At 37.6% G+C, this 20,246-nt stretch carries 14 protein-coding genes; 5 read left to right on the forward strand and 9 right to left on the reverse strand.

The features are described from left to right. Positions 1 to 14 precede the first annotated feature (14 nt). The 4 genes from ACNART_RS15020 to ACNART_RS15035 all read right to left on the reverse strand — a co-directional run bounded on the left by ACNART_RS15020 (position 15) and on the right by ACNART_RS15035 (position 8,778). Positions 15 to 3,716 carry a cellulose synthase subunit BcsC-related outer membrane protein gene (locus ACNART_RS15020; RefSeq protein ID WP_368927773.1) on the reverse strand — a complete coding sequence of 1,234 codons (3,702 nt, stop codon included), beginning with the start codon at positions 3,714 to 3,716 and terminating at the stop codon, positions 15 to 17. A gap of 17 nt (positions 3,717 to 3,733) precedes the next feature. Further along, positions 3,734 to 6,085, reverse strand: a complete 2,352-nt coding sequence (bcsB, locus tag ACNART_RS15025; RefSeq protein WP_368927774.1) for a cellulose biosynthesis cyclic di-GMP-binding regulatory protein BcsB — start codon at positions 6,083 to 6,085, stop codon at positions 3,734 to 3,736. 2 nt (positions 6,086 to 6,087) lie between these two features. Continuing rightward, positions 6,088 to 8,208: a UDP-forming cellulose synthase catalytic subunit gene (gene bcsA / locus ACNART_RS15030; RefSeq protein WP_196533616.1), complete on the reverse strand. Its 2,121-nt coding sequence runs from the start codon at positions 8,206 to 8,208 to the stop codon at positions 6,088 to 6,090. 171 nt (positions 8,209 to 8,379) lie between these two features. Then, positions 8,380 to 8,778 carry a hypothetical protein gene (locus ACNART_RS15035; protein ID WP_196533614.1) on the reverse strand — a complete coding sequence of 133 codons (399 nt, stop codon included), beginning with the start codon at positions 8,776 to 8,778 and terminating at the stop codon, positions 8,380 to 8,382. A 1,367-nt stretch (positions 8,779 to 10,145) separates the two neighbouring features. Between ACNART_RS15035 and ACNART_RS15040 the strand changes: the two genes are divergently transcribed. The 3 genes from ACNART_RS15040 (at position 10,146) to ACNART_RS15050 (ending at position 12,440) form a co-directional block, all read left to right on the forward strand. After that, complete coding sequence (locus tag ACNART_RS15040; RefSeq protein WP_100157808.1) at positions 10,146 to 10,697, forward strand: NADAR family protein; 552 nt, start codon at positions 10,146 to 10,148, stop codon at positions 10,695 to 10,697. 158 nt (positions 10,698 to 10,855) lie between these two features. Beyond that, positions 10,856 to 11,767 (forward strand): N-acetylglucosamine kinase, encoded by a 912-nt coding sequence (nagK, locus tag ACNART_RS15045; protein WP_198620272.1) that lies wholly within the window; start codon positions 10,856 to 10,858, stop codon positions 11,765 to 11,767. A gap of 88 nt (positions 11,768 to 11,855) precedes the next feature. After that, positions 11,856 to 12,440 carry a rhomboid family intramembrane serine protease gene (locus ACNART_RS15050; protein ID WP_196533611.1) on the forward strand — a complete coding sequence of 195 codons (585 nt, stop codon included), beginning with the start codon at positions 11,856 to 11,858 and terminating at the stop codon, positions 12,438 to 12,440. A gap of 19 nt (positions 12,441 to 12,459) precedes the next feature. Here the strand turns inward: ACNART_RS15050 and satP are convergent, their stop codons facing one another. After that, positions 12,460 to 13,023, reverse strand: a complete 564-nt coding sequence (gene satP, locus ACNART_RS15055) for an acetate uptake transporter (protein WP_072065220.1) — start codon at positions 13,021 to 13,023, stop codon at positions 12,460 to 12,462. A gap of 359 nt (positions 13,024 to 13,382) precedes the next feature. Between satP and ACNART_RS15060 the strand changes: the two genes are divergently transcribed. Then, the gene (locus ACNART_RS15060) at positions 13,383 to 13,787 is read left to right on the forward strand and encodes a YgiW/YdeI family stress tolerance OB fold protein (protein ID WP_109373328.1); all 405 of its coding nucleotides are present in this window, start codon (positions 13,383 to 13,385) and stop codon (positions 13,785 to 13,787) included. Between the two features lie 497 nt (positions 13,788 to 14,284). Then, the gene (locus ACNART_RS15065; RefSeq protein ID WP_198626385.1) at positions 14,285 to 14,734 is read left to right on the forward strand and encodes a DUF411 domain-containing protein; all 450 of its coding nucleotides are present in this window, start codon (positions 14,285 to 14,287) and stop codon (positions 14,732 to 14,734) included. A 172-nt stretch (positions 14,735 to 14,906) separates the two neighbouring features. Here ACNART_RS15065 and glmS read toward each other — a convergent pair whose 3' ends face one another. The 4 genes from glmS to atpD form a co-directional block, all read right to left on the reverse strand. Continuing rightward, the gene (gene glmS, locus ACNART_RS15070; RefSeq protein ID WP_198620269.1) at positions 14,907 to 16,733 is read right to left on the reverse strand and encodes a glutamine--fructose-6-phosphate transaminase (isomerizing); all 1,827 of its coding nucleotides are present in this window, start codon (positions 16,731 to 16,733) and stop codon (positions 14,907 to 14,909) included. 159 nt (positions 16,734 to 16,892) lie between these two features. After that, the gene (gene glmU / locus ACNART_RS15075; protein WP_198620268.1) at positions 16,893 to 18,266 is read right to left on the reverse strand and encodes a bifunctional UDP-N-acetylglucosamine diphosphorylase/glucosamine-1-phosphate N-acetyltransferase GlmU; all 1,374 of its coding nucleotides are present in this window, start codon (positions 18,264 to 18,266) and stop codon (positions 16,893 to 16,895) included. A gap of 152 nt (positions 18,267 to 18,418) precedes the next feature. Continuing rightward, complete coding sequence (locus tag ACNART_RS15080; RefSeq protein WP_109373324.1) at positions 18,419 to 18,835, reverse strand: F0F1 ATP synthase subunit epsilon; 417 nt, start codon at positions 18,833 to 18,835, stop codon at positions 18,419 to 18,421. Between the two features lie 21 nt (positions 18,836 to 18,856). Continuing rightward, a complete protein-coding gene (gene atpD, locus ACNART_RS15085) occupies positions 18,857 to 20,239 on the reverse strand; it encodes a F0F1 ATP synthase subunit beta (protein WP_023583323.1) in 1,383 nt (460 codons plus the stop codon). Positions 20,240 to 20,246: the final 7 nt, after the last annotated feature.

Consider the following 20,246-nt stretch of genomic DNA (forward strand, 5'->3'; position numbering starts at 1 on the left):
ATTTGTCTCCTTAATTATTTAGACAGGAAGTCTGGGGTATATTTTAAGTGTAACCACATATTATCTTCAGCATAATCACCCGATGTATCATGCGATAAGCTAACACCTAACTCGGTTTCTTTGTTTAAATAATATTTCGCGTCTAAACCTAATCTATAAGTAATATTCGTTTCGTCTTGTTCTTCGTACTGAGATTTAATACGAGGATCGCTCGCATTCTGTTTATTTAATGCATTTTGCATATAACCATGCGTTGGGAAATAATCACTGCCTTTTTGTTTGTAACTTTGTATCCCTATAGTACCATTTAATGAGACTTCACCTTTTTCAAAACGACGGGTATAAGCAACAGGTAATGAAACAGACACATAATCTTGTGGACTAAAGTAACCACCGTGTCCTAATGAGAAGTAGTTTTGGTTATTTCTGAAGTTCATATAATCAACATGCACACCTGCTTTTACTTCTTGTTGATCATCTTTATAGAACTTAGCATAAGAGCCAATCCACGCTTTCACTTCATCATTACTCGCAACACTTTTACCTTCGTAGTTATAGAAACCACCACCAGCATAAGCCCCAATTTTTCCATCATCCCAAGCATATTGAACTTTAGCGCCGTTACGTGTTACACGGCCCCAACTTTCGCCTGTCATTGGATCAGTACGCCCCATATAAGAAAGTAGACTATCTTTTATGGCTCTGCGCTCTGCTGTCAGTGTTAATTGCCCATTTTGGCTAATTTGAGGTGAATATGTGATACCACCGACAACCGTTGCCGTATCTTTACCTAATGGTGTTGAGCCCACATCAAAACTGACATCCTTGTCCGATAAACGCAGTCCTAATTCAACACCAGAAGCACGTTGACTACCGGCTTCATCGGCATTAATTTTGTTTTTCTCATCATGGTTATCGCTATTTTTAGCAAAGCGTTCAGCATGTTGAAGCTGACCAGAACCAAAGCGGTTAGCTCTTTCGCCTGAAACCGAACCACTTGTCATCGAAACAGGGTTAACACTAAATTCCCAACGAAACTCTTCTCCAGGCACACTCGAAATACTGATTGGCGCTGAAATTTCAGTGATGTTAGATAACCCTTTATCACCATTACGATGACGAACAGAAACACCACCTTGTACCCAAGGTGAAACTTTTTCTTCAAGTTCACGAATAGAACGTTGAACCGATGCCATCTCTTTACGTTCATAGATAGAACCCGCAATAACAGGATTATCACTTCCTCCTAATGCGTTTAATTGACCCGCAGAGGTTTTTAATGTGCTATCACTGTTTTGCCATTGCGCACTACGCAGTAACGTTAATGCTTTGCGATTCTCACCATTTAATTGCGCAATTTGCGCAGCTTGTAATAAATAAGCGGGTTGTGAAGATGAAGGAATTTGCTGCAATAATTGTTGTGCTTTTCCTCCATCTTTTTGTGCTAATGCCACTTCGATTTGAGCTTGGATTAATTTGCTATCTTTTCCTTGCTCTTTTTCTAAATAAGAAAGAATTTTGTTTGATTGTTCAGGCATTGATTGCGCTAAATAAACACGACTTAATGCCATTAATAAATCGGGATCATTCGGTGATGTTTTTAAAGCAACCACTAACGTGTCGTAAGCTGCTTTAATTTCGCCTTTTTCACGTAGGCTATCTGCTTGCGCAACTTTAGTGGCAACTTCTAAACGTTTCTTCTCAACAATCGGTGTTTCTTGTTGTAAAGCAGGATCATTAATCAAGCTAGATGCCTGTGTATAATGACCTAACTCATTGAGAACGTTGATATGACCAGCGTAGTTACCTACTGAACCTTTAGTGCCTTTTGCAATATCACTTTCAACCAATTTCAACGCTTCATCATTTAATCCACTATTAACTAATTTTTCAGCCAATTCACCCACATCATTTGGATAATCAGCCACTTGATTAATTAATGGACGTAAAATATTACGCATTGCAACAAGGTTTCCTGCCTGACGATAATGGTCAGCTTGCGCAAGTTGGCGATGAAAACGAGCACGCTGTAATAACTCTTTTTCAGCTTCAGTTTGTTGATTATGGCTACTTAGTAAGTTAAAAACTTTATCCCACTCTTTTTGCTCAACATAAAACAGCGATGCCACATAATCAGAATCTCTTGTTCTACGGTTTTGTAGCTGTGAGATAATATTTTTTGCGCCAGCACTGTCACCATCAGCGGCCATTAAGCGCGCTAAATCGAGGTAAACCCAGTTATTTTGCGGGTTTTTACGCTGCGCTTGTAAAAGCAATTGTCTTGCTTGAACACGATTACCATTTTCTAACGCTTTTTGCGCGTCACGGCGTAATTTCTCAGAAGGATCTGTATTTGCAGTAAGTTTTTGACGCAAAGAGGCTGATTGTTGAGCCAATAATTGTTCTGCTTTTGTATTCTGCCCTTCCTGAACTAATAAATAGTAATAAGCAGAAATCACTTTCTCATTATGGCTATTTTGCTGATAAAGCCCTGACAGCAATTGGTGAGCCGCGGGTAAATTACCTTGCTTACGTAATAAGTCAGCTTGTAATAAGTTGGCAGACAACCCTTTTTCACCTGAAGCACCCGCTAATGGGGCTAATTGATCGAGAGCTTGTTGAATATTCCCTTGTTTAGCGCGTTGTTGTGCACTGCGTAATTGCGCATAAAAACCCGCATCTTCCGCTTGTTGTTTCCATTTGCTGCCTTGTTCTCCACCTGATTGTGCAGCTTGGTTTAATAAACGCTGACCTGTGGTTAAATCACCTGAGCGTAATGCGATATAACCTAACCCCGCTAAGGCTTGCGCATCATTGTTATCTGCCGCTAAAGCTTGTTTGAAATAACCTTCGGCTTCTTTCAATTTACCTTTATTTAATGCGGTATAACCTGCTTGGCGTGCATTACCTTGAATAGCACCTTGGAAATGCTCTGCAACAGCTTTATCGTTCGGGTTTGCTTGCAAATAAGTCTTATATAACACTTCATCATCAGGACGAACATTCAGCCATAACAGTGCTTGACGCATACCTTTTTTGGCTGATTCATCACCCGAGATATTACCTAAAATAGTTATACCTTCACGGCGAGTCTCTTCGTTATAAGTTAGCGTTAATCCAAATGCTTTTTGCGTTTCTTTATTATCAGGCATTAATGCAGCACGTTGCTTTAACCCCGTAATAGCTTGAGGCAACATTGCGGGTACACCCGCCATGGTTTGATAATATTCTAACGCTAGTGTTTCAGGTGGCTCACTACTAACAAATAAACGTTGATACGCTTTTATTGCTTCTTCATGTTGCCCTTTTTTCGCTAACTCTCTGGCATATCCTAATTGTTGTTCACTAAATTGTGATGATCGGATATTTTTTAATCCTTCAATTCGTGGATCTTGCGGTGCAACTTGCGCAAGTTTTTCTCGCCAATATGTTGCTTGTTTTTCATTACCTTGTTGCGCAGTAAAGAATGCCATTAAATACAGCGCGTCCTGATTATTGCTTTCCATAATCAGTACTTTTTGCAGTGCTTCTACTGCACGTTCATCGTGTGCTCTACCGTGCCAATAATTAGCTTGCTCAATAAGAGAACTGACAATATTTGGATCAGTTGCTGTTGTATTTGCCTCAACTGCGGTTGCTTGTACTTGGCTTGATGCCCCTAGAATACAACCTGCATAGATGACTTTAACGATGATATTAAGTGCGTGATTTTTCATCTTATATCCCCCCCCCCTTATTTGTCTGAACGATGCTGTGATATCTGATGTAAACGACGAGTTGAACGACGTTGTAACCAGTAATAAGTCACGAAGCCCGTCAACGCACAAAAACCAACAGCTAAAAGACCCAGCAAATATACGTGTCTAGAGCTATACCAAAGGAATTGTTGTAAGAAAGGTAAGTCACCTTGCGAAAAGTGTTCACCTAAATGGAAACTTTTTACGGTGTCTTTACCACTAATAAGAGTGATGTCGCCTTTAATAGCCGCATTTATTTGGGCTAAATTTAAGTCATTGATAATGGTTTTTATCGAATCATTACCTTTAGCTGTAACCAATACGACAACTCTGTTGCTTGCCCAAGGTGAGATAAAACTCATCATGCCACGCCAATCTTTCAGTGAAGATAAGTAACTTGCAGCATCACCACTTTGAGATAAATAATCGCCAGCAATCCAACCTTTTGCCTTGTCAATCAATGATTGTGGTTTGATTTCGACGTTTTTATTTAAAAATGAGAACGTTTGTTGTGAAAAACGAGCAGGTAGAAATCCCTCACTATTTAATGAGCCAATCGCTAGCACATCGTGTTGAGAGAGGTTATTTTTCTCGAGCTCTTTAGCACCTAAGAAAACCGAAGCATGAGAAACTGGTGTACCTGTGGCATAACCTGATCTCGCCATTAAGTTCACTAAGGTATAAAGCTCTTCTATCGTTGGATTTTCAGGTAATAGCAGTGTGGTTTGTGAAAAATCCGCACGGCGACTAAATGGGAATGACGCTCCTGAAAAATAAGCCAAGTTCGGCATTCTTGAGTAGTGCCAAGTATTTTTAAATTGCAGTGTTGATTGCGGATCAATTTGGCTAATTAAGCTACTGCCATCCGTTAAAATACACGGTGAATCATCAGGCTCACGTAAATCAAAATAAAACTGTAATTGATTCTGACTATAAATTTGACGAGGATTTAAATAGAGCGTGCTATTTTGCTGTTCGCTCTCCATTCCCAGCCATTGTCTTAACATACCTAAAGGTTCTGAACGCGCCGGATACAATGCACCTAAGAATTGGTTATTCAAAGAGACAATTAATGAAGAGCGACGACTATTTAGTTTATCCGAATGAGGAAAAACATATTTCAAATCTAACGGCAGTGCATCACCATCCCACCAAAAGAGATCGGGAGAGACACGAAACGAAAACTGATTTGGTGCATGGTTAATGCCTTGGCGTGAGAAATCATCACTACCATTGGCAATTTGACTTAACGAAACAGGTTTATTGGTATTTAACCAACGAGGTGCATCGTAATCCGCACTCATTGCAAGCGTTTGAGAAGGCACCACTAAGTGATCGTTTTGTGGCAATTTACCGTTGTTTAATGCCCATACAGCTTGGCGAAGAGATTTCTCATTATCACCGCTGATCAGTAATAATTTGAAAACAGGATCGACTGGGTTATCAACAATGGTTAATTGCCCACTATTTCCTGAAGGTAATGTAATACCCGCAATAGTCTGCCCTGAATAACCAACTAAAATACCATCACTTTCAGGTAACTGATTCATTAAAACCGGTAAATCAACTTGCTTAATATCATGGCTAAAACTGCCAAACCATGATGCAGCAATGGCTGCTGTTGTTACCTCTGCATGGTCAGGTTTATCTGACAATATGATAGGTAACGAGGTCGCTGTCATTCTGTCAGGATCAAAGAACGGTAGGGGCAATCGTTCCAGACTATACCCGCCATTAATCCAGCGACCTCGATAATCTAATGATGAATCTGGTGAAATAACCAAACTTAATCCTTCAGCCAGTGGAGGAATACATTGGCTTTCATCCAATGCATCACGATTGGCTAAACGAAAGCTGAGGTTATTCACATTCGTCAACATCATTTCAGGAATTTCTAAAACATATTCATGCTCTTGCCCACCTTCTTCTAAAGGTAGAAATCCCATAGGTTGACCATTTAGCATTAAATGAAGTGTTTGATCAGATTGAATTAATCCTTGAGATGCTTTCACTTTCATTGTTAATGTGGCGTTATCAATAAATAAATCGTTCGCCATATTAAAAGTCACACCAGAAAGTAATTTTCTTCCTGATAGCACGATAGGCGATGGACTTCCCATTTGTGCCAAAGTTAATTGCTCTTCAATATTACGCGCTTCAGACAATACGCCATCTTCAAGTTGGATCGGGTTATTCGCCTTTTGTTGCACTGGAGAATGTGTATAAGCAGTCGGATCAGGTAAAAGCTCCCCTCCTAGCTCTAACATTCCGGTATCTGCTTGAGAAAGATTAATACTTGCGATCGCTATTGCCGTCAGGCTTAGCATTAATGTCAGTTTCTTTTTCATGCTTAGTCATCCCCGTTAATTGATTGCACAGAGAGTGAAGCTTTTGCTTTCGTTCTTATTGCTGGCGCTTTCACTTTTTGGCGACGACCAAAGAACAGTTCGAAAATACAACGTGTAATACCGGCCAATTCTTTAAATGGCTTGTCTTTATAATCTGCTTGATGGATCCATGCATCAGCACGACCAAAGACAATGCGCACCAATTTACGGCGAAGATTTAAATCAATAGGTAAGAATTCAAGACGTAGTTGATTGCTTTCTAAACTCACCATATCAACAGGAACGGTAACTTCATCTCGTTGTACATTCAGGGTGATTGAAGTGACATTACGTTGGCGAAGTTCAGACATTTTATTCACGGCAATGCGAACGCCACCCATTGAAATATCTTCTGTGGTAGTTGTTAATTCAGCGCCATCATCAAAATGTAACGTAATCGGTAAAGATGCATTGATTCGAGTATTTTTACGAATTTGTCGCGTCTCTTTACCTACTGCGATAGAGGCAAGAATGATAAATAAACTGTATGTCGCCCAAGCAAGGTTTAAAACAATAACCAGCGGGTCAATACCTTGGAAGTCATTTAATAGGTAACGGACAACAACCCATGAAATCCCAGTGATAAGAAGAAGTGCAGTGATAATTAATGGACGTACAGTGAGGTAATCCATATAGCTTTTATCAAGCAAGTCACCTTTATCTGTTACGTTAAATTTACCTAATTTTGGTGAAACTAAGCTCAGTAAAGTAGGGAGTACCAAACTAAATGCCATGACGGTTTCATAAATTTCACCCCAAAAAGAGTAACGGTATTTACCGATATTTTTCGAGTTTACATAAACCGACATGATTAAGTGTGGTAATGCATAGGCAAATATCATGCTGGCGGATGAAGCGATAATATTAAGGTTAAATAACATAAACAGTAACGGCGCAGTCAAGAAGATGATACGAGGCAAACCGTACTGAAAGTGGAGCATGGCATTGAGATAACATAAACGCTGAGGGAATGTTAAACCACGCCCCAACATTGGATTATCAACACGGAATATCTGTGTCATTCCTCTAGCCCAACGAATACGCTGGTTAACGTGTAATGCTAAACGTTCTGTTGCAAGACCTGCGGCTAAAGGGATATCAATAAATGCAGAGTTCCAACCTAAGCGTTGTAATTTAAGCGCAGTGTGTGCATCTTCGGTTACCGTTTCAACAGCAATGCCACCAATTTCTTCAAGAGCACTACGACGCATAACAGCACATGAACCACAGAAGAATGTCGCATTCCAGTTATCATTACCACGTTGAACAGGGCCATAGAAAAGTGCGCCTTCATGCGGTGCATCTTTAGCCGCACTTAAATTTCGTTCAAATGGGTCTGGCGAGTAGAAATAGTGTGGTGTTTGGATCAACGCTAATTTTGGATCTTCAAGGAAGCTTCCTACTGTTGCTTGCAAGAAAATACGCGTGGAAATATGGTCACAGTCAAAAACGCAGATTAGCTCACCGTCTGTTAATCCCATCGCATGATTTAAGTTACCTGCTTTAGCGTGATCATGAACTTCACGTTCAATGTAAGTTACACCAACATCACCAGCGAATTGTTTAAATTCTTCACGACTACCATCATCCAATATATAAACTTTCATTTTATCTTGTGGATAATCGATAGCTTGTGCAGCAAGGACCGTATCACGTACAACATCCAAGCTTTCGTTATATGTTGGAATATAAATATCAACAGTAGGCCATTGAGAAATATCTTTAGGTAAAGGTGCTATTTTTCTATTTAATGGCCATGACGTTTGGAAATAACCTAGGACTAATATTATCCAAGAATAAATTTCAGCCATAAATAAACCACTACCTAAAACAGCCTCGATAGTTGTATTAAAATTTAAGGTATTTGTTGCACGCCAGTAGAGATAACGCGTTGACATCAACAATGAAATAAAAACCATTGTTAATAATCGTTTTTTTGATTTTTTAAAACCGATAACAAATAACAGCAATATATTGATAAGACCGAATATATATTGTTGTTCGGCGCTCATTGGCATAACAATGAGTGAAAACATTGTTATCAATAAAAAAGCCGTAATTAATGTTTTAAATATTTTATTCATAAACCCATACCTTTGTCATCGCCATAGATCTTTTCTTAAGACAAAGGCACCCTATCGACATTAATAAATATCGAAAAGAAATAAACCTATCTTAAAAAATAAAATAACAATGGCTAAAGATTGACACCAGTCAATATTATTTATTTACACAAAGAGTTTTGCTTATTCAGATTAGATAGAGGCAATAAATGACAATATATCTTTTAGTGATATATTTTCATGAGCATGAACTCTATCAGTTTCTTTGCTATCAAATATTTTATTATCTGCTAACAAATTTTGCTTACTCTTAATTAAATTGTCTTTCTTTGCTTTAACAACTAAAGCATCCTGGTGATAAGAAGGGATAGACGATGAAGTAACAGGCTGTTTTGGTTCGTTTTTCACTATAAGTGAAGTTTCAGAAAACGTATTATTACTTAAATTACTAATTTTATTATTATCTTCTTTATTTATAACTACTGGTTCTATTTTATTATCAACATCTTGTATTGTAGAGGAAGAAAACTCTTGAAAAGCAAAGGCATCTTCCTGAAACTTATCTTTTAGGTTACTAATATCATCATACATAGTGTGGCCCCTTTAATAACAGTACTCTAAACCTTGTTCAATAATTTGATGCTCATCCAAAATAAGGAGGAGAGAACCTTATAGATAATTTTCACAATAAGTTAAAAATATATCTCTATAAATTCATATTTAAACTCTCATTAAATCATCAATTAATGAACATCAACTATGTAGGGTAAAATAATCTTATAAATACTAATTTATTTAATTACAAATAAACATCATCCAATTAGGAGCAATGATTATTTAAATTAAATTGTATAATTATTTTAATGAAAAAGACAACATCAAAAAAAGTGTAAAAAGTAAAACGCCACTCATTTTCACTTTATAAAAATGGGTACTTTTACTTAATTCCATATTTATTATTACTATCAAAAATAGCGTCTTTTTTACCTAAAAAAACAGGTTTAAAAACCAGATAATAACTAGAGTTAATTAATAACAATTCGTATAAATTTTATAAATATAAAATTCTAAAATAATTATTTATTGATATTATTTCTTCTAAAAAGCAAAGAGCCCATCAAGATCAATTTTAATAAACCCTCTTTTTTCTATTCCAAAAAAGACTAAAAAAATAATAACTAAAAATGGAAAGGATTATTTATTCATATTGATCATCATCAAAATAGGTTCCTTTTTTACACCTAAAAAGTGTGTTTATTGCTTTTTATCATATTACGATCGTTCTATTTTATTAATAAAAAAATAAAACACATCAGTATTGGTTAAGTTTTAGAAAAAAACATTAAAATAAAAGACAAAAGTAGATAATCAATCTATGATTAGTTTTATTATTTACTTATAGTAAATACCGCTAAGAATAACCTGTATTCCAGAATAATTAACTTAAGTAATATTTTATCTATAAAATGATATTGTTAATTTAGCTTAACAAACACACAAGCGTGATTTAGTTCAAATAATAAGTGTAACAATGAAAACAAGTATCTCAATTAACCTAAGTTATTAAATTAATTACATAATATCTATTTTATTAGTTACAAATACCAACAATTAGTATAAATACCGATAAATGTGCTTTTTTATATTAAAAATACTTAATTAACTACACCTTTATACTAAGTAAGTAGTATCGTTTTAAGATTATCTTTTTGTGTGATTATATAAATAAAGAAACTCTTTAGTTCGATTTTTTTAAGAGTAATCCTAGTAATCTAAGCTCTATTTTTTTATCATTCAGTAAAAACAAATCTAATTAAGATTAATTTAATAAGAATAATTTGAAAATAGCGGAATCGCTTCACCTATAAGCAGAATAGCAAAAAGGCTCTCTATCCTTCTTTACTTCTATGCTATCTTTATTAAGTGAATTAGGAGTATTCAACATAACGGAAAAAAAGATGGATTTAGAACAATTAAAAAAAGAATTTCGTGCAGGAAAGAAAATAAAGTACATCTACTTTTGGGGACATAAAAGTAAAGGTAATGACATCGCAAAAAGTTGTTTTAGCCAATGGTATCCAGCACCTTTTATATTAGATGATGTGCGTTATGCCAGCGCTGAGCACTATATGATGGCTGAAAAAGCAAAGCTATTTAATGATATAGAAGTCAGAAAGCGCATTATTACTGCATCTAACCCAGGCTCTGCAAAAGCATTAGGCAGAGAAGTCAAAGGATTTGACCAAGGTATTTGGGAACAACACCGTATGGATATTGTTATTCGTGCCAATATCGCTAAGTTTTCCCAAAATGAAGAACTCGGTAAATTTCTGATTTCAACAGGCAATCGTGTGCTTGTTGAGGCAAGCCCCGTTGATAAAATATGGGGAGTCGGTTTAAGTGAGCAAGACAATGAGATTAACAATCCTCTTCTTTGGAATGGATTAAATTTATTAGGCTTTGCTCTAATGAAAGTACGTAGTGTTTTGATTGAAAGTAGTAATCAATAGATAAAGAAAACTCAACTGTCACCAATCACTGTTCTTCTTTAACCTAGTGTATATAAGCAGTAGAGATAACTTAAGTATTGACTGAAATAGAAATGGCCACGTAACGACACCCTTGTCGTTGCTATAAATAATATTTACAGAATAATTAAGAGACTGATATGTATTATGGTTTTGATATGGGCGGCACAAAAATTGAGCTTGCCGTTTTTGATAAAGATCTGACTCAAGTATGGCAAAAACGTGTTCCTACACCTAAAAATGATTATCAGGCGTTATTGAATGTTTTTAAGGAACTGACCTTAGAAGCTGACATTGAATTAGGGTGTAAAGGAAAAGTAGGCGTTGGTGTTCCTGGTATTGTGAATGCAAAAGAAGGAACGGTATTTACCACTAATGTTCCAGCCGCTAAATACAAGCCAATGGTTCATGATCTTGCACATATACTCAATAGACCGGTTAAAGTTGAAAATGATGCTAACTGCTTTGCCTTATCGGAAGCATGGGATCCCGAATTTCGTCATCATCCTTCTGTACTTGGACTTATTTTAGGTACAGGTGTTGGTGGCGGTTTTGTTATTGATGGCAAAGTATTATCTGGCAAGAATGGGATTGCTGGTGAAATCGGTCATATGAATCTGAATGTGGATGCAGATAACGTGATTGGCGAAACAATGCCAAAAATCATCTGCGGTTGTGGTAAAAAAGCGTGTTTTGAAACTTATTTATCTGGTCGTGGTTTTGAACGTATGTATAAGGCATTCAATCATACTCCCAGAAGAGCCGTTGATATTGTTGAGCAATACTATGCTGGAGATAAGAAAACAGAAGAGCACGTTGATCGTTATATGAAAGTGTTAGCGATTTATCTAAGTAATATTCTTACTGTACTTGATCCACATTTAATTGTTATTGGTGGTGGATTATCGCAATTTAATGCACTGTATGACCAATTACCTGAATATCTCTCACACTGTGTCTATGGAAATGCTCAAATTCCAGCAATAGAAAAAGCTCGTCATGGTGATGCAGGTGGCGCTCGCGGAGCTGCTTGCCTTAATTTATTAGACTAATAAATAAAAAAGAGCCTTTCTTCTTTTTATTAGAGGCTCTTCTATTTATAGCGTTTTATCAACGTCATTACATTATTAAGGCTACGTTATGGATAAGGTTTGGTTTAAAAAAAGGCTCACCTTTCTTGGTGGGTTAACTATCATATTAGTCTTACTTCAACTTATTAACTCACTATTACCCATATCTCTTTTTCAATGGGGTATTGTTCCAAGAACGGGTGAAGGTTTAATTGGTATTTTTATCGCACCTTTCATTCATGGATCTTGGTCCCATCTATTTAGTAATCTACTCCCGCTTCTTATTCTTAGCTTTTTATCCATGACACAATCTCTACGAGAATATGTACTATCCAGTATATTTATTATTATCGTAAGTGGTTTATTAGTTTGGATTTTTGGACGAAATGCTATTCACGTTGGTGCAAGTGGGTGGATTTTTGGGTTATGGTCTTTACTTATTGCTCACGCTTTTACTCGACATAAAATTATCGATATTGTAATTGCACTCTTTGTTCTATTCTATTATGGATCAATGGCCTATGGCTTAATTCCGGGACAATTAGGTGTATCAACAGAATCACATATTTCAGGTGTCGTTGCAGGGTTGCTTTACGCATGGTGTGCAAGAAAACTAATACGCCGTAAAAGCCAAGTAGTAGAAGTGGCTAAATAGCCACTTCTGTATAAAGCGGTTACTTGTGACCAATTGGCAGTATTGTTCTGCCATACATCTCATTTAATACTTCAGCCATTGCAAGATAAAAAGCACTGGCACCACAAATAATACCTTCAAAACCTGCAATTTTTAAAATCAGTGCATTACCTGTGATATTTCCTATTGCCAGTAATGCAAATAAAATAGTCAGACTTAAAAAGACAAACTGGAGTGCTCTATTGGCTTTTAACGTGCCAATAAACATGAAAAAGGTAAAAATTCCCCATAACGCTAAAAACACACCCAAAAAGAGAGGTGTTGTGGGTTCACTTAAGCCCATCACGGGTAATAACCAAATACCTACTAATGTTACCCAAAAGAAGCCGTAAGAGGTAAATGCAGTGGCTCCAAAAGTATTGCCTTTTTTGAACTCAAAAATTCCAGCAATAACTTGTGCGATCCCACCATAAAAAATTCCCATACTCATAATAACTGAGACTACTGGGAAAAAACCGGCATTATGTATGTTCAACAAAATCGTTGTCATACCAAAACCCATTAAACCTAATGGACCCGGATTGGCAATGCGTTCGTTAGTCATAAAACCTAAAACCTCTAAAAATAACAGGGGAAAATTAAAAAAAATTTGAAGGCGCTGGATGATAAGAGGTAATACATCTAAAAACAATGATCCTACAAGGTATATTTTTGAATAACGGTCTACACTGATCCAAAGGGGAAATAACCAGAAGATTTAACTTAAAGAAAAGAAGTACTTAGTGATAGATGCTTATATTGAAAAAAACAACACTATAAAATATAACTCTAGTTTTAAAATAGTAATATCAATCATTTGATGTATTAATATCTAGATTTACCTTTATATGCTGTTTTATACATGAAGTTGAAATAAAATAAGTACTATACTTAGTTATATTTTAAACAGAAAGCGAGCTTGATATGAAAAAAATTCTTGTATTATTAATTGGTAGTACGTTGGCCTTTGCATCTCAAGCCAATACAACATCTCATAATGGTGGTTTTGTTTCTCCTCAAGGCACTATTCAATCAAGTGCAGATCAAGGAGGATTTAAAGGTCCTTCAATTAGCGAAACCTCCGTTGCAAAAGCAAAAGATCTTTCTGATGACACTTGGGTTATTTTAACGGGTAAAATTACCAAAAAAATTGGTGATGAGCTGTACGTTTTTGAAGACAGCACAGGCGGTATCAATGTAGATATCGACAATAAAAGATGGCGTGGACAAACAGTTACACCAGATAATACCGTCAGAATTGAAGGTAAAGTTGATAAAGAATGGACAAGCACTGAGATCGACGTAAAACAAATTACTATTATCAAATAATCGCCATCAAATAATTTGTTTTTAAATTAAAAATACACCTATTTATTTTAAAGCCAATACATTGAAAATATTGGCTTTTTTATTTTTATATTCTATATATTTTATTTTCATCAATAAAATTGGATCCCTTATACAAATTTCTTCGCTTTAACCTCAAGTTAAGTTTAGGTTTATAGTTATTCCAAGTTAAAGCACAAACACTCTTCGCAAGAGGTGATTTAACTTATGAGATACCCTCATGGTCGTTTACATCCTAACTACTCTACGTTTACCCTGTTTTCTCCATTTTAAGCCTGCTATGCAGGCTTTTTTTCTTCTTATATCAAGTCATATTCTCGAAAAACATCAAAAAAGGATAAGCAAAGTATTATTTATATCTTTGTTTTCTATAAATATTTTTTTACAAAACTCTACGCGTCTATACCTTAATTAAATTGACCTTCCAGTAGGGGGAAAGATTATTGTTTCATCTATCAATTTAGTGAAAGGAATAAACAATGAAAAAATTATTACTGCCTTCTATTATTGCAATCTCCGCTTTTACAAGCACGGCTTATGCATCTAATCATAATGTTATTGAGGTTTATAAAACTGACAGTTGTGGATGCTGTACGTTATGGGCTGATGGCGTAAAAGAAGCAGGCTTCAATGTTAAAGTGAATATTGTTTCAGAGACAGAGTTAATGCAGAAATATCAACAAGCCGGTGTACCCAATAATTTATTAAGTTGCCACTTTGCGACTTACCAAGGTAAAGATTTAGTAGGACATATCCCCGTTGATAGTTTAAAAAATATCGACTTAGTAGATAAATCTAAATCAGGTATTGCCGTTGCAGGTATGCCAGCGGGAAGTTTAGGTATGTATGCAGGTGATTACAAAGAGCCTTACCAAGTGATTGCCTTTGATAAATCAGGCAACCAATCCCTGTTTAAGTCTTACAACTAGTTTTGTTCTTACTGTAGTGTTGTTTTAATAGCAATATATCTCTCCTATTGTGCTATTTTCCTCTGCCTGTTATCGATTTGCGGGCAGAGTTTTATTTTCTAGGCAGAAAAAAACCAGCCTGCTTTTTACAGCATGACTGGTTCTTTTAGAATAAAGTTAACTTTGACTTTATTTATTCAACTGTAACCGATTTTGCTAAGTTACGAGGTTGGTCTACATCTGTGCCTTTAATTAAGGCAACATGATAAGACAACAACTGTAATGGTACAGTATAGAAAATAGGTGCGATAAGCTCTTCAACATGAGGTAAAGAAATTAACTTCATCGTTTCGTTTTCTTCAAAGCCTGCATCTTGATCCGCAAATACATACAGTAAGCCACCACGCGCACGTACTTCTTCAATATTAGATTTTAATTTCTCTAATAACTCATTGTTTGGCGCAATGATGATAACAGGCATATCCGCATCAATTAATGCTAATGGACCATGTTTTAATTCACCAGCAGCATAAGCTTCAGCATGAATATAAGAGATCTCTTTTAGCTTTAATGCACCTTCTACCGCAATCGGGTATTGGTCGCCACGACCTAAGAATAAAGCATGGCTTTTTTCTGAGAAGTCTTCAGCTAACGCTTCAATCACTTTATCTTTCGATAGCATGCTTTCAATACGGCTTGGTAATGCATGTAATGCTGTTGAAACGTCTTGCTCTAATGTCGCGACACCTTTAATTCGTCCCATATATGCCACCAGCATTAATAGAACGGTTAACTGTGTGGTAAATGCTTTGGTTGATGCAACACCAATTTCAGCACCCGCTTTAGTCATTAAAACAAATTCAGACTCACGAACCAAAGAAGAGCCTGCAACGTTACAAATAGCTAAAGAAGATAAATAACCTAACTCTTTAGATAACCGCAATGCAGCTAATGTATCTGCTGTTTCACCTGATTGAGATAATGTAATCAGCAAACTGTTACGGCGAGTTGCTGGTTTACGGTAGCGATATTCTGATGCAATTTCGACATCACAAGGAATACCTGCTAAAGACTCAAACCAATAACGTGAAACCATACCTGCGTTATAAGAAGTACCACAAGCTACAATTTGAATATGTTCAACTTTAGATAAGATATCTTCAGCTTTAGATCCTAGTTCACTTAGATCAATCGTTTCTGATTTTAAACGACCTTCAAGCGTGTTTTTAATCGCCAGAGGCTGTTCATAGATCTCTTTTTGCATGTAGTGACGGTAAACACCTTTATCACCCGCATCGTATTGAACATTTGATTCAATCGTATCACGAACAACTTCTTCGCCATTCACATCAAAAATATGAACATGACGACGAGTGACCTCGACAATATCCCCTTCTTCAAGATAGATAAAGCGACGGGTAACAGGTAATAGAGCCAACTGGTCAGAAGCAAGGAAGTTTTCACCCACGCCAAGACCTACCACCAGCGGGCTACCAGAGCGAGCAGCGACTAATAACTCAGGTGTACGGCTATCCATAATAACGGTACCGTAAGCACCACGTAATTGAGGAATAACACGTTGTACAACTTCACGTAATGTACCACCTTGGCGCTGTTCCCAGTTAACAAGGTGAGCAATCACTTCAGTGTCAGTTTGAGAAGCAAACTGATACCCTTTTTTAATTAATTCTGCTTTCAGTTCTTGGTAGTTTTCGATAATGCCATTATGTACAACTGCAATCGTACCTGATACATGAGGATGTGCATTATCTTCACAAGGTTCACCATGTGTTGCCCAACGAGTATGAGCAATACCTGTACCACCAATCACTTGTGTTTTTTCTGCTTCTTCCGCCAGCATTTGTACTTTGCCAGCTTCACGCAGACGTGTCATTTTACAGTCATTATCCACAACCGCTAAACCCGCAGAGTCATAACCGCGGTATTCTAAACGACGTAAGCCTTCAATTAAGATTTCAGCGATATCGCGTTGTGCAACTGCACCTACTATTCCACACATTGTGTTATTCCTAAAACTGTGCGTTTATTCGCACTTGGATGTCTTATACCTGATTGGTTTGTTCCCCAAGCCATTGTAGAAAGCGGGGATATTTTTTGTTTTTAGAATAATAGCGTACAAGAAAAGGGCGCTAATGAAATATACGCCCTTTTCTTAAAATTATTGTTTTTTCTTCACTGGACGTTTCCATCCACTAATATGAGTTTGCTTAACTCGACTGATCACTAATTCATTTTCATTCACGTTTTTAGTGAGTGTTGTTCCTGCACCAATTGTTGCACCATTAGCAACCGTAACTGGCGCTACTAATTGGGTATCTGAACCAATAAAGACGTCATCACCAATAACTGTTTTGAATTTATTCGCACCATCGTAGTTACAAGTAATAGTACCCGCGCCGATATTAACATTAGCGCCTACTTCAGTGTCGCCTAAGTAAGTCAGATGACCCGCTTTAGAGCCAACACCTAAGCTTGCTTTTTTCATCTCAACAAAGTTACCAACGTGAGCTTTATCCGCTAATTCACTACCCGGACGAAGGCGTGCAAATGGCCCAACAGTACACTCTTGAGCTAAGTTTGCATCCTCGATCACCGTATAGGGGCTGATAATAGAATTATCACCAATCACACAGTTTTTCAGGACACACCCTGTACCGATTTCAACGTTGTTACCTAAAGTGACATTACCTTCAATAATCACGTTAGTGTCAATGACGACGTCTTTACCGTGAGTTAACGTACCACGTAAATCAAAACGAGCAGGATCAAGCAACATGACGCCTTCTAATAATAAGCGTTCAGCCTGTTCTGTTTGGTAAATACGTTCTAATGTAGCCAGTTGTAAACGGTTATTCACGCCTTCCATTTCACTATGACGACGAGGATGAGCCGTTTCAATTTTACGACCTTCTTTATACGCTAACGCGATAATGTCAGTAATGTAATACTCTTTTTGTGCATTATTATTATTGAGCTTACCTAACCAACGTTTTAAATCACCACCATTAGCGACCAAAATACCCGTGTTGATTTCAGTAATTTTGAGTTGTTCTTCAGACGCATCTTTTTGTTCGATAATGCCCGTCACTTCGCCATTTTCACGAACAATACGACCATAGCCAGTTGGGTTATCTAAAATAACTGTTAATAAACCAATACCGCCTTCTGGTTTGACTTCAATTAAACGTTCTAACGTTTCTTTAGTGATAAGTGGAACATCACCGTAAAGCATCAGGATATCTTCATCATCAGCAAAGAAAGGTGCAGCTTGTTGCATTGCGTGACCTGTTCCTAGTTGCTCTGCTTGTAGTACCCAATTAACAGGTTGTGAACCTAATTTTTCTTTCATTAGTTCACCACCATGCCCATAGACAAGGTGTGTTTGTTGAGCGCCTAATGACTTGGCAGTATCAATCACATGTTGAACCATGGATTTACCTGCAAGTTTATGAAGAACTTTAGGTAACTGTGAATACATGCGGGTGCCTTTTCCCGCAGCAAGAATAACAACGCTTTTAGCTGAATTAGACATAATTAACCCGATAACTCCCGTAAAGAATGGCAAGTAAACCTGTTTATGCCAAATAATACTACATATTTCGTCACACAAAATATTTCATGACGCAAAAAAGCCAGTTAGCGAAGAACCAACTGGCTTTTTTATTCATAGACTGCCTATTTACATCAACGTCGAGTCAATTCGATTACACGTAGTTTTGCAATCGCTTTGGCTAATTCTGCTGATGCTTGAGCATAATCAACATCACCATGAGAGGATTGAATGTGTTCTTCAGCTTTACGCTTAGATTCCAACGCTTTCGCTTCATCCAAATCACGACCACGGATAGCTGTATCTGCCAGTACAATGACGCCTGTCGGTTGAACTTCGAGAATACCACCAGAAAGGTAGATAACCTCTTCTTCACCCGATGTTTTTACGACACGTACCATGCCCGGTTTTATGGCAGTTAATAACGGGGTATGCTGCGGATAAATACCGAGCTCACCTTCGCTACCAGTTACCTGAATTCGTTTGACTTCGCCGTCATATAACTGCTTTTCAGCGCTGACAACTTTCAGGTAGAACGATGTATCAGCCATATCAACCTCCCGTCAGCCGTATTAAAGCTTCTTAGCTTTTTCTACTGCTTCTTCGATAGTACCAACCATGTAGAACGCCTGCTCTGGCAGGTGGTCATAATCACCGTTCAGAATACCTTTAAAGCCACGGATAGTGTCTTTCAGGGAAACGAACTTACCTGGTGATCCGGTAAATACTTCAGCAACGAAGAATGGCTGAGACAGGAAGCGCTGGATCTTACGCGCACGCGCAACAACCAGTTTATCTTCTTCTGACAGTTCATCCATACCTAAGATAGCGATGATGTCTTTCAGTTCCTGATAACGTTGCAGGATAGACTGAACACCACGAGCCACATCATAGTGCTCTTGGCCAACTACCAGTGGGTCTAATTGACGACTGGTAGAATCCAGTGGGTCAACCGCAGGGTAGATACCTAATGAAGCAATTTGACGGCTCAATACAACTGTCGCATCTAAGTGAGCAAACGTTGTTGCTGGTGATGGGTCAGTTAAGTCATCCGCAGGTACGTATACAGCTTGTACAGAGGTGATTGAACCTGTTTTGGTTGAAGTGATACGTTCTTGCAGAACACCCATCTCTTCAGCCAATGTTGGTTGGTAACCTACCGCTGATGGCATACGACCTAACAGTGCTGATACTTCAGTACCGGCTAAGGTGTAACGATAGATGTTATCTACGAATAACAGTACGTCACGACCTTCGTCACGGAATTTCTCAGCCATAGTCAGACCAGTCAGTGCAACACGCAGGCGGTTTCCTGGTGGCTCATTCATCTGACCATAAACTAACGATACTTTGTCAAGAACGTTAGAATCTGTCATTTCATGATAGAAGTCGTTACCCTCACGAGTACGTTCACCAACACCAGCAAATACAGAGTAACCTGAGTGCTCGATCGCGATATTACGGATCAATTCCATCATGTTAACTGTTTTACCAACACCCGCACCACCGAACAGACCTACTTTACCACCTTTAGCGAACGGACAGATTAAGTCCATTACTTTGATACCGGTTTCAAGCAGTTCTTGTGAGTTTGATAACTCTTCGTAGGTTGGCGCTTCACGGTGGATAGACCAACGTTCTTCAGTTGCAATATCACCTTTCATATCGATAGGTGTACCCAGAACGTTCATGATACGTCCCAGTGTTGCTTTACCTACTGGTACTTCAATTGGGTGGCCTAAGTTTTCAACTTTTAAGCCACGGCTTAAACCGTCTGATGTACCCATTGCGATACAACGAACGATACCACCGCCTAACTGTTGCTGAACTTCTAGCACCAGTTTTTCTTTACCATTCATAACCTCAAGAGCGTCGTATACTTTAGGGACGCTATCCTGAGGGAACTCGGCGTCCACTACGGCGCCGATTACCTGGACAATCTTTCCAGTAGCCATCTTGAAT

It is taken from the genome of Proteus sp. LHD240705 (assembly GCF_047921555.1).
Taxonomy (GTDB): Bacteria; Pseudomonadota; Gammaproteobacteria; order Enterobacterales; family Enterobacteriaceae; genus Proteus.

Coding starts and splice junctions, on each gene's coding strand:
- ACNART_RS15020 (WP_368927773.1), bottom strand. CDS start 3,716: ATGAAAAATCACGCACTTAATATCATCGTTAAAGTCATCTATGCAGGT.
- ACNART_RS15065 (WP_198626385.1), top strand. CDS start 14,285: ATGAAAAAATTATTACTGCCTTCTATTATTGCAATCTCCGCTTTTACA.
- bcsA (WP_196533616.1), bottom strand. CDS start 8,208: ATGAATAAAATATTTAAAACATTAATTACGGCTTTTTTATTGATAACA.
- glmS (WP_198620269.1), bottom strand. CDS start 16,733: ATGTGTGGAATAGTAGGTGCAGTTGCACAACGCGATATCGCTGAAATC.
- ACNART_RS15060 (WP_109373328.1), top strand. CDS start 13,383: ATGAAAAAAATTCTTGTATTATTAATTGGTAGTACGTTGGCCTTTGCA.
- glmU (WP_198620268.1), bottom strand. CDS start 18,266: ATGTCTAATTCAGCTAAAAGCGTTGTTATTCTTGCTGCGGGAAAAGGC.
- ACNART_RS15035 (WP_196533614.1), bottom strand. CDS start 8,778: ATGTATGATGATATTAGTAACCTAAAAGATAAGTTTCAGGAAGATGCC.
- satP (WP_072065220.1), bottom strand. CDS start 13,023: ATGACTAACGAACGCATTGCCAATCCGGGTCCATTAGGTTTAATGGGT.
- bcsB (WP_368927774.1), bottom strand. CDS start 6,085: ATGAAAAAGAAACTGACATTAATGCTAAGCCTGACGGCAATAGCGATC.
- ACNART_RS15080 (WP_109373324.1), bottom strand. CDS start 18,835: ATGGCTGATACATCGTTCTACCTGAAAGTTGTCAGCGCTGAAAAGCAG.
- atpD (WP_023583323.1), bottom strand. CDS start 20,239: ATGGCTACTGGAAAGATTGTCCAGGTAATCGGCGCCGTAGTGGACGCC.
- ACNART_RS15050 (WP_196533611.1), top strand. CDS start 11,856: ATGGATAAGGTTTGGTTTAAAAAAAGGCTCACCTTTCTTGGTGGGTTA.
- ACNART_RS15040 (WP_100157808.1), top strand. CDS start 10,146: ATGGATTTAGAACAATTAAAAAAAGAATTTCGTGCAGGAAAGAAAATA.
- nagK (WP_198620272.1), top strand. CDS start 10,856: ATGTATTATGGTTTTGATATGGGCGGCACAAAAATTGAGCTTGCCGTT.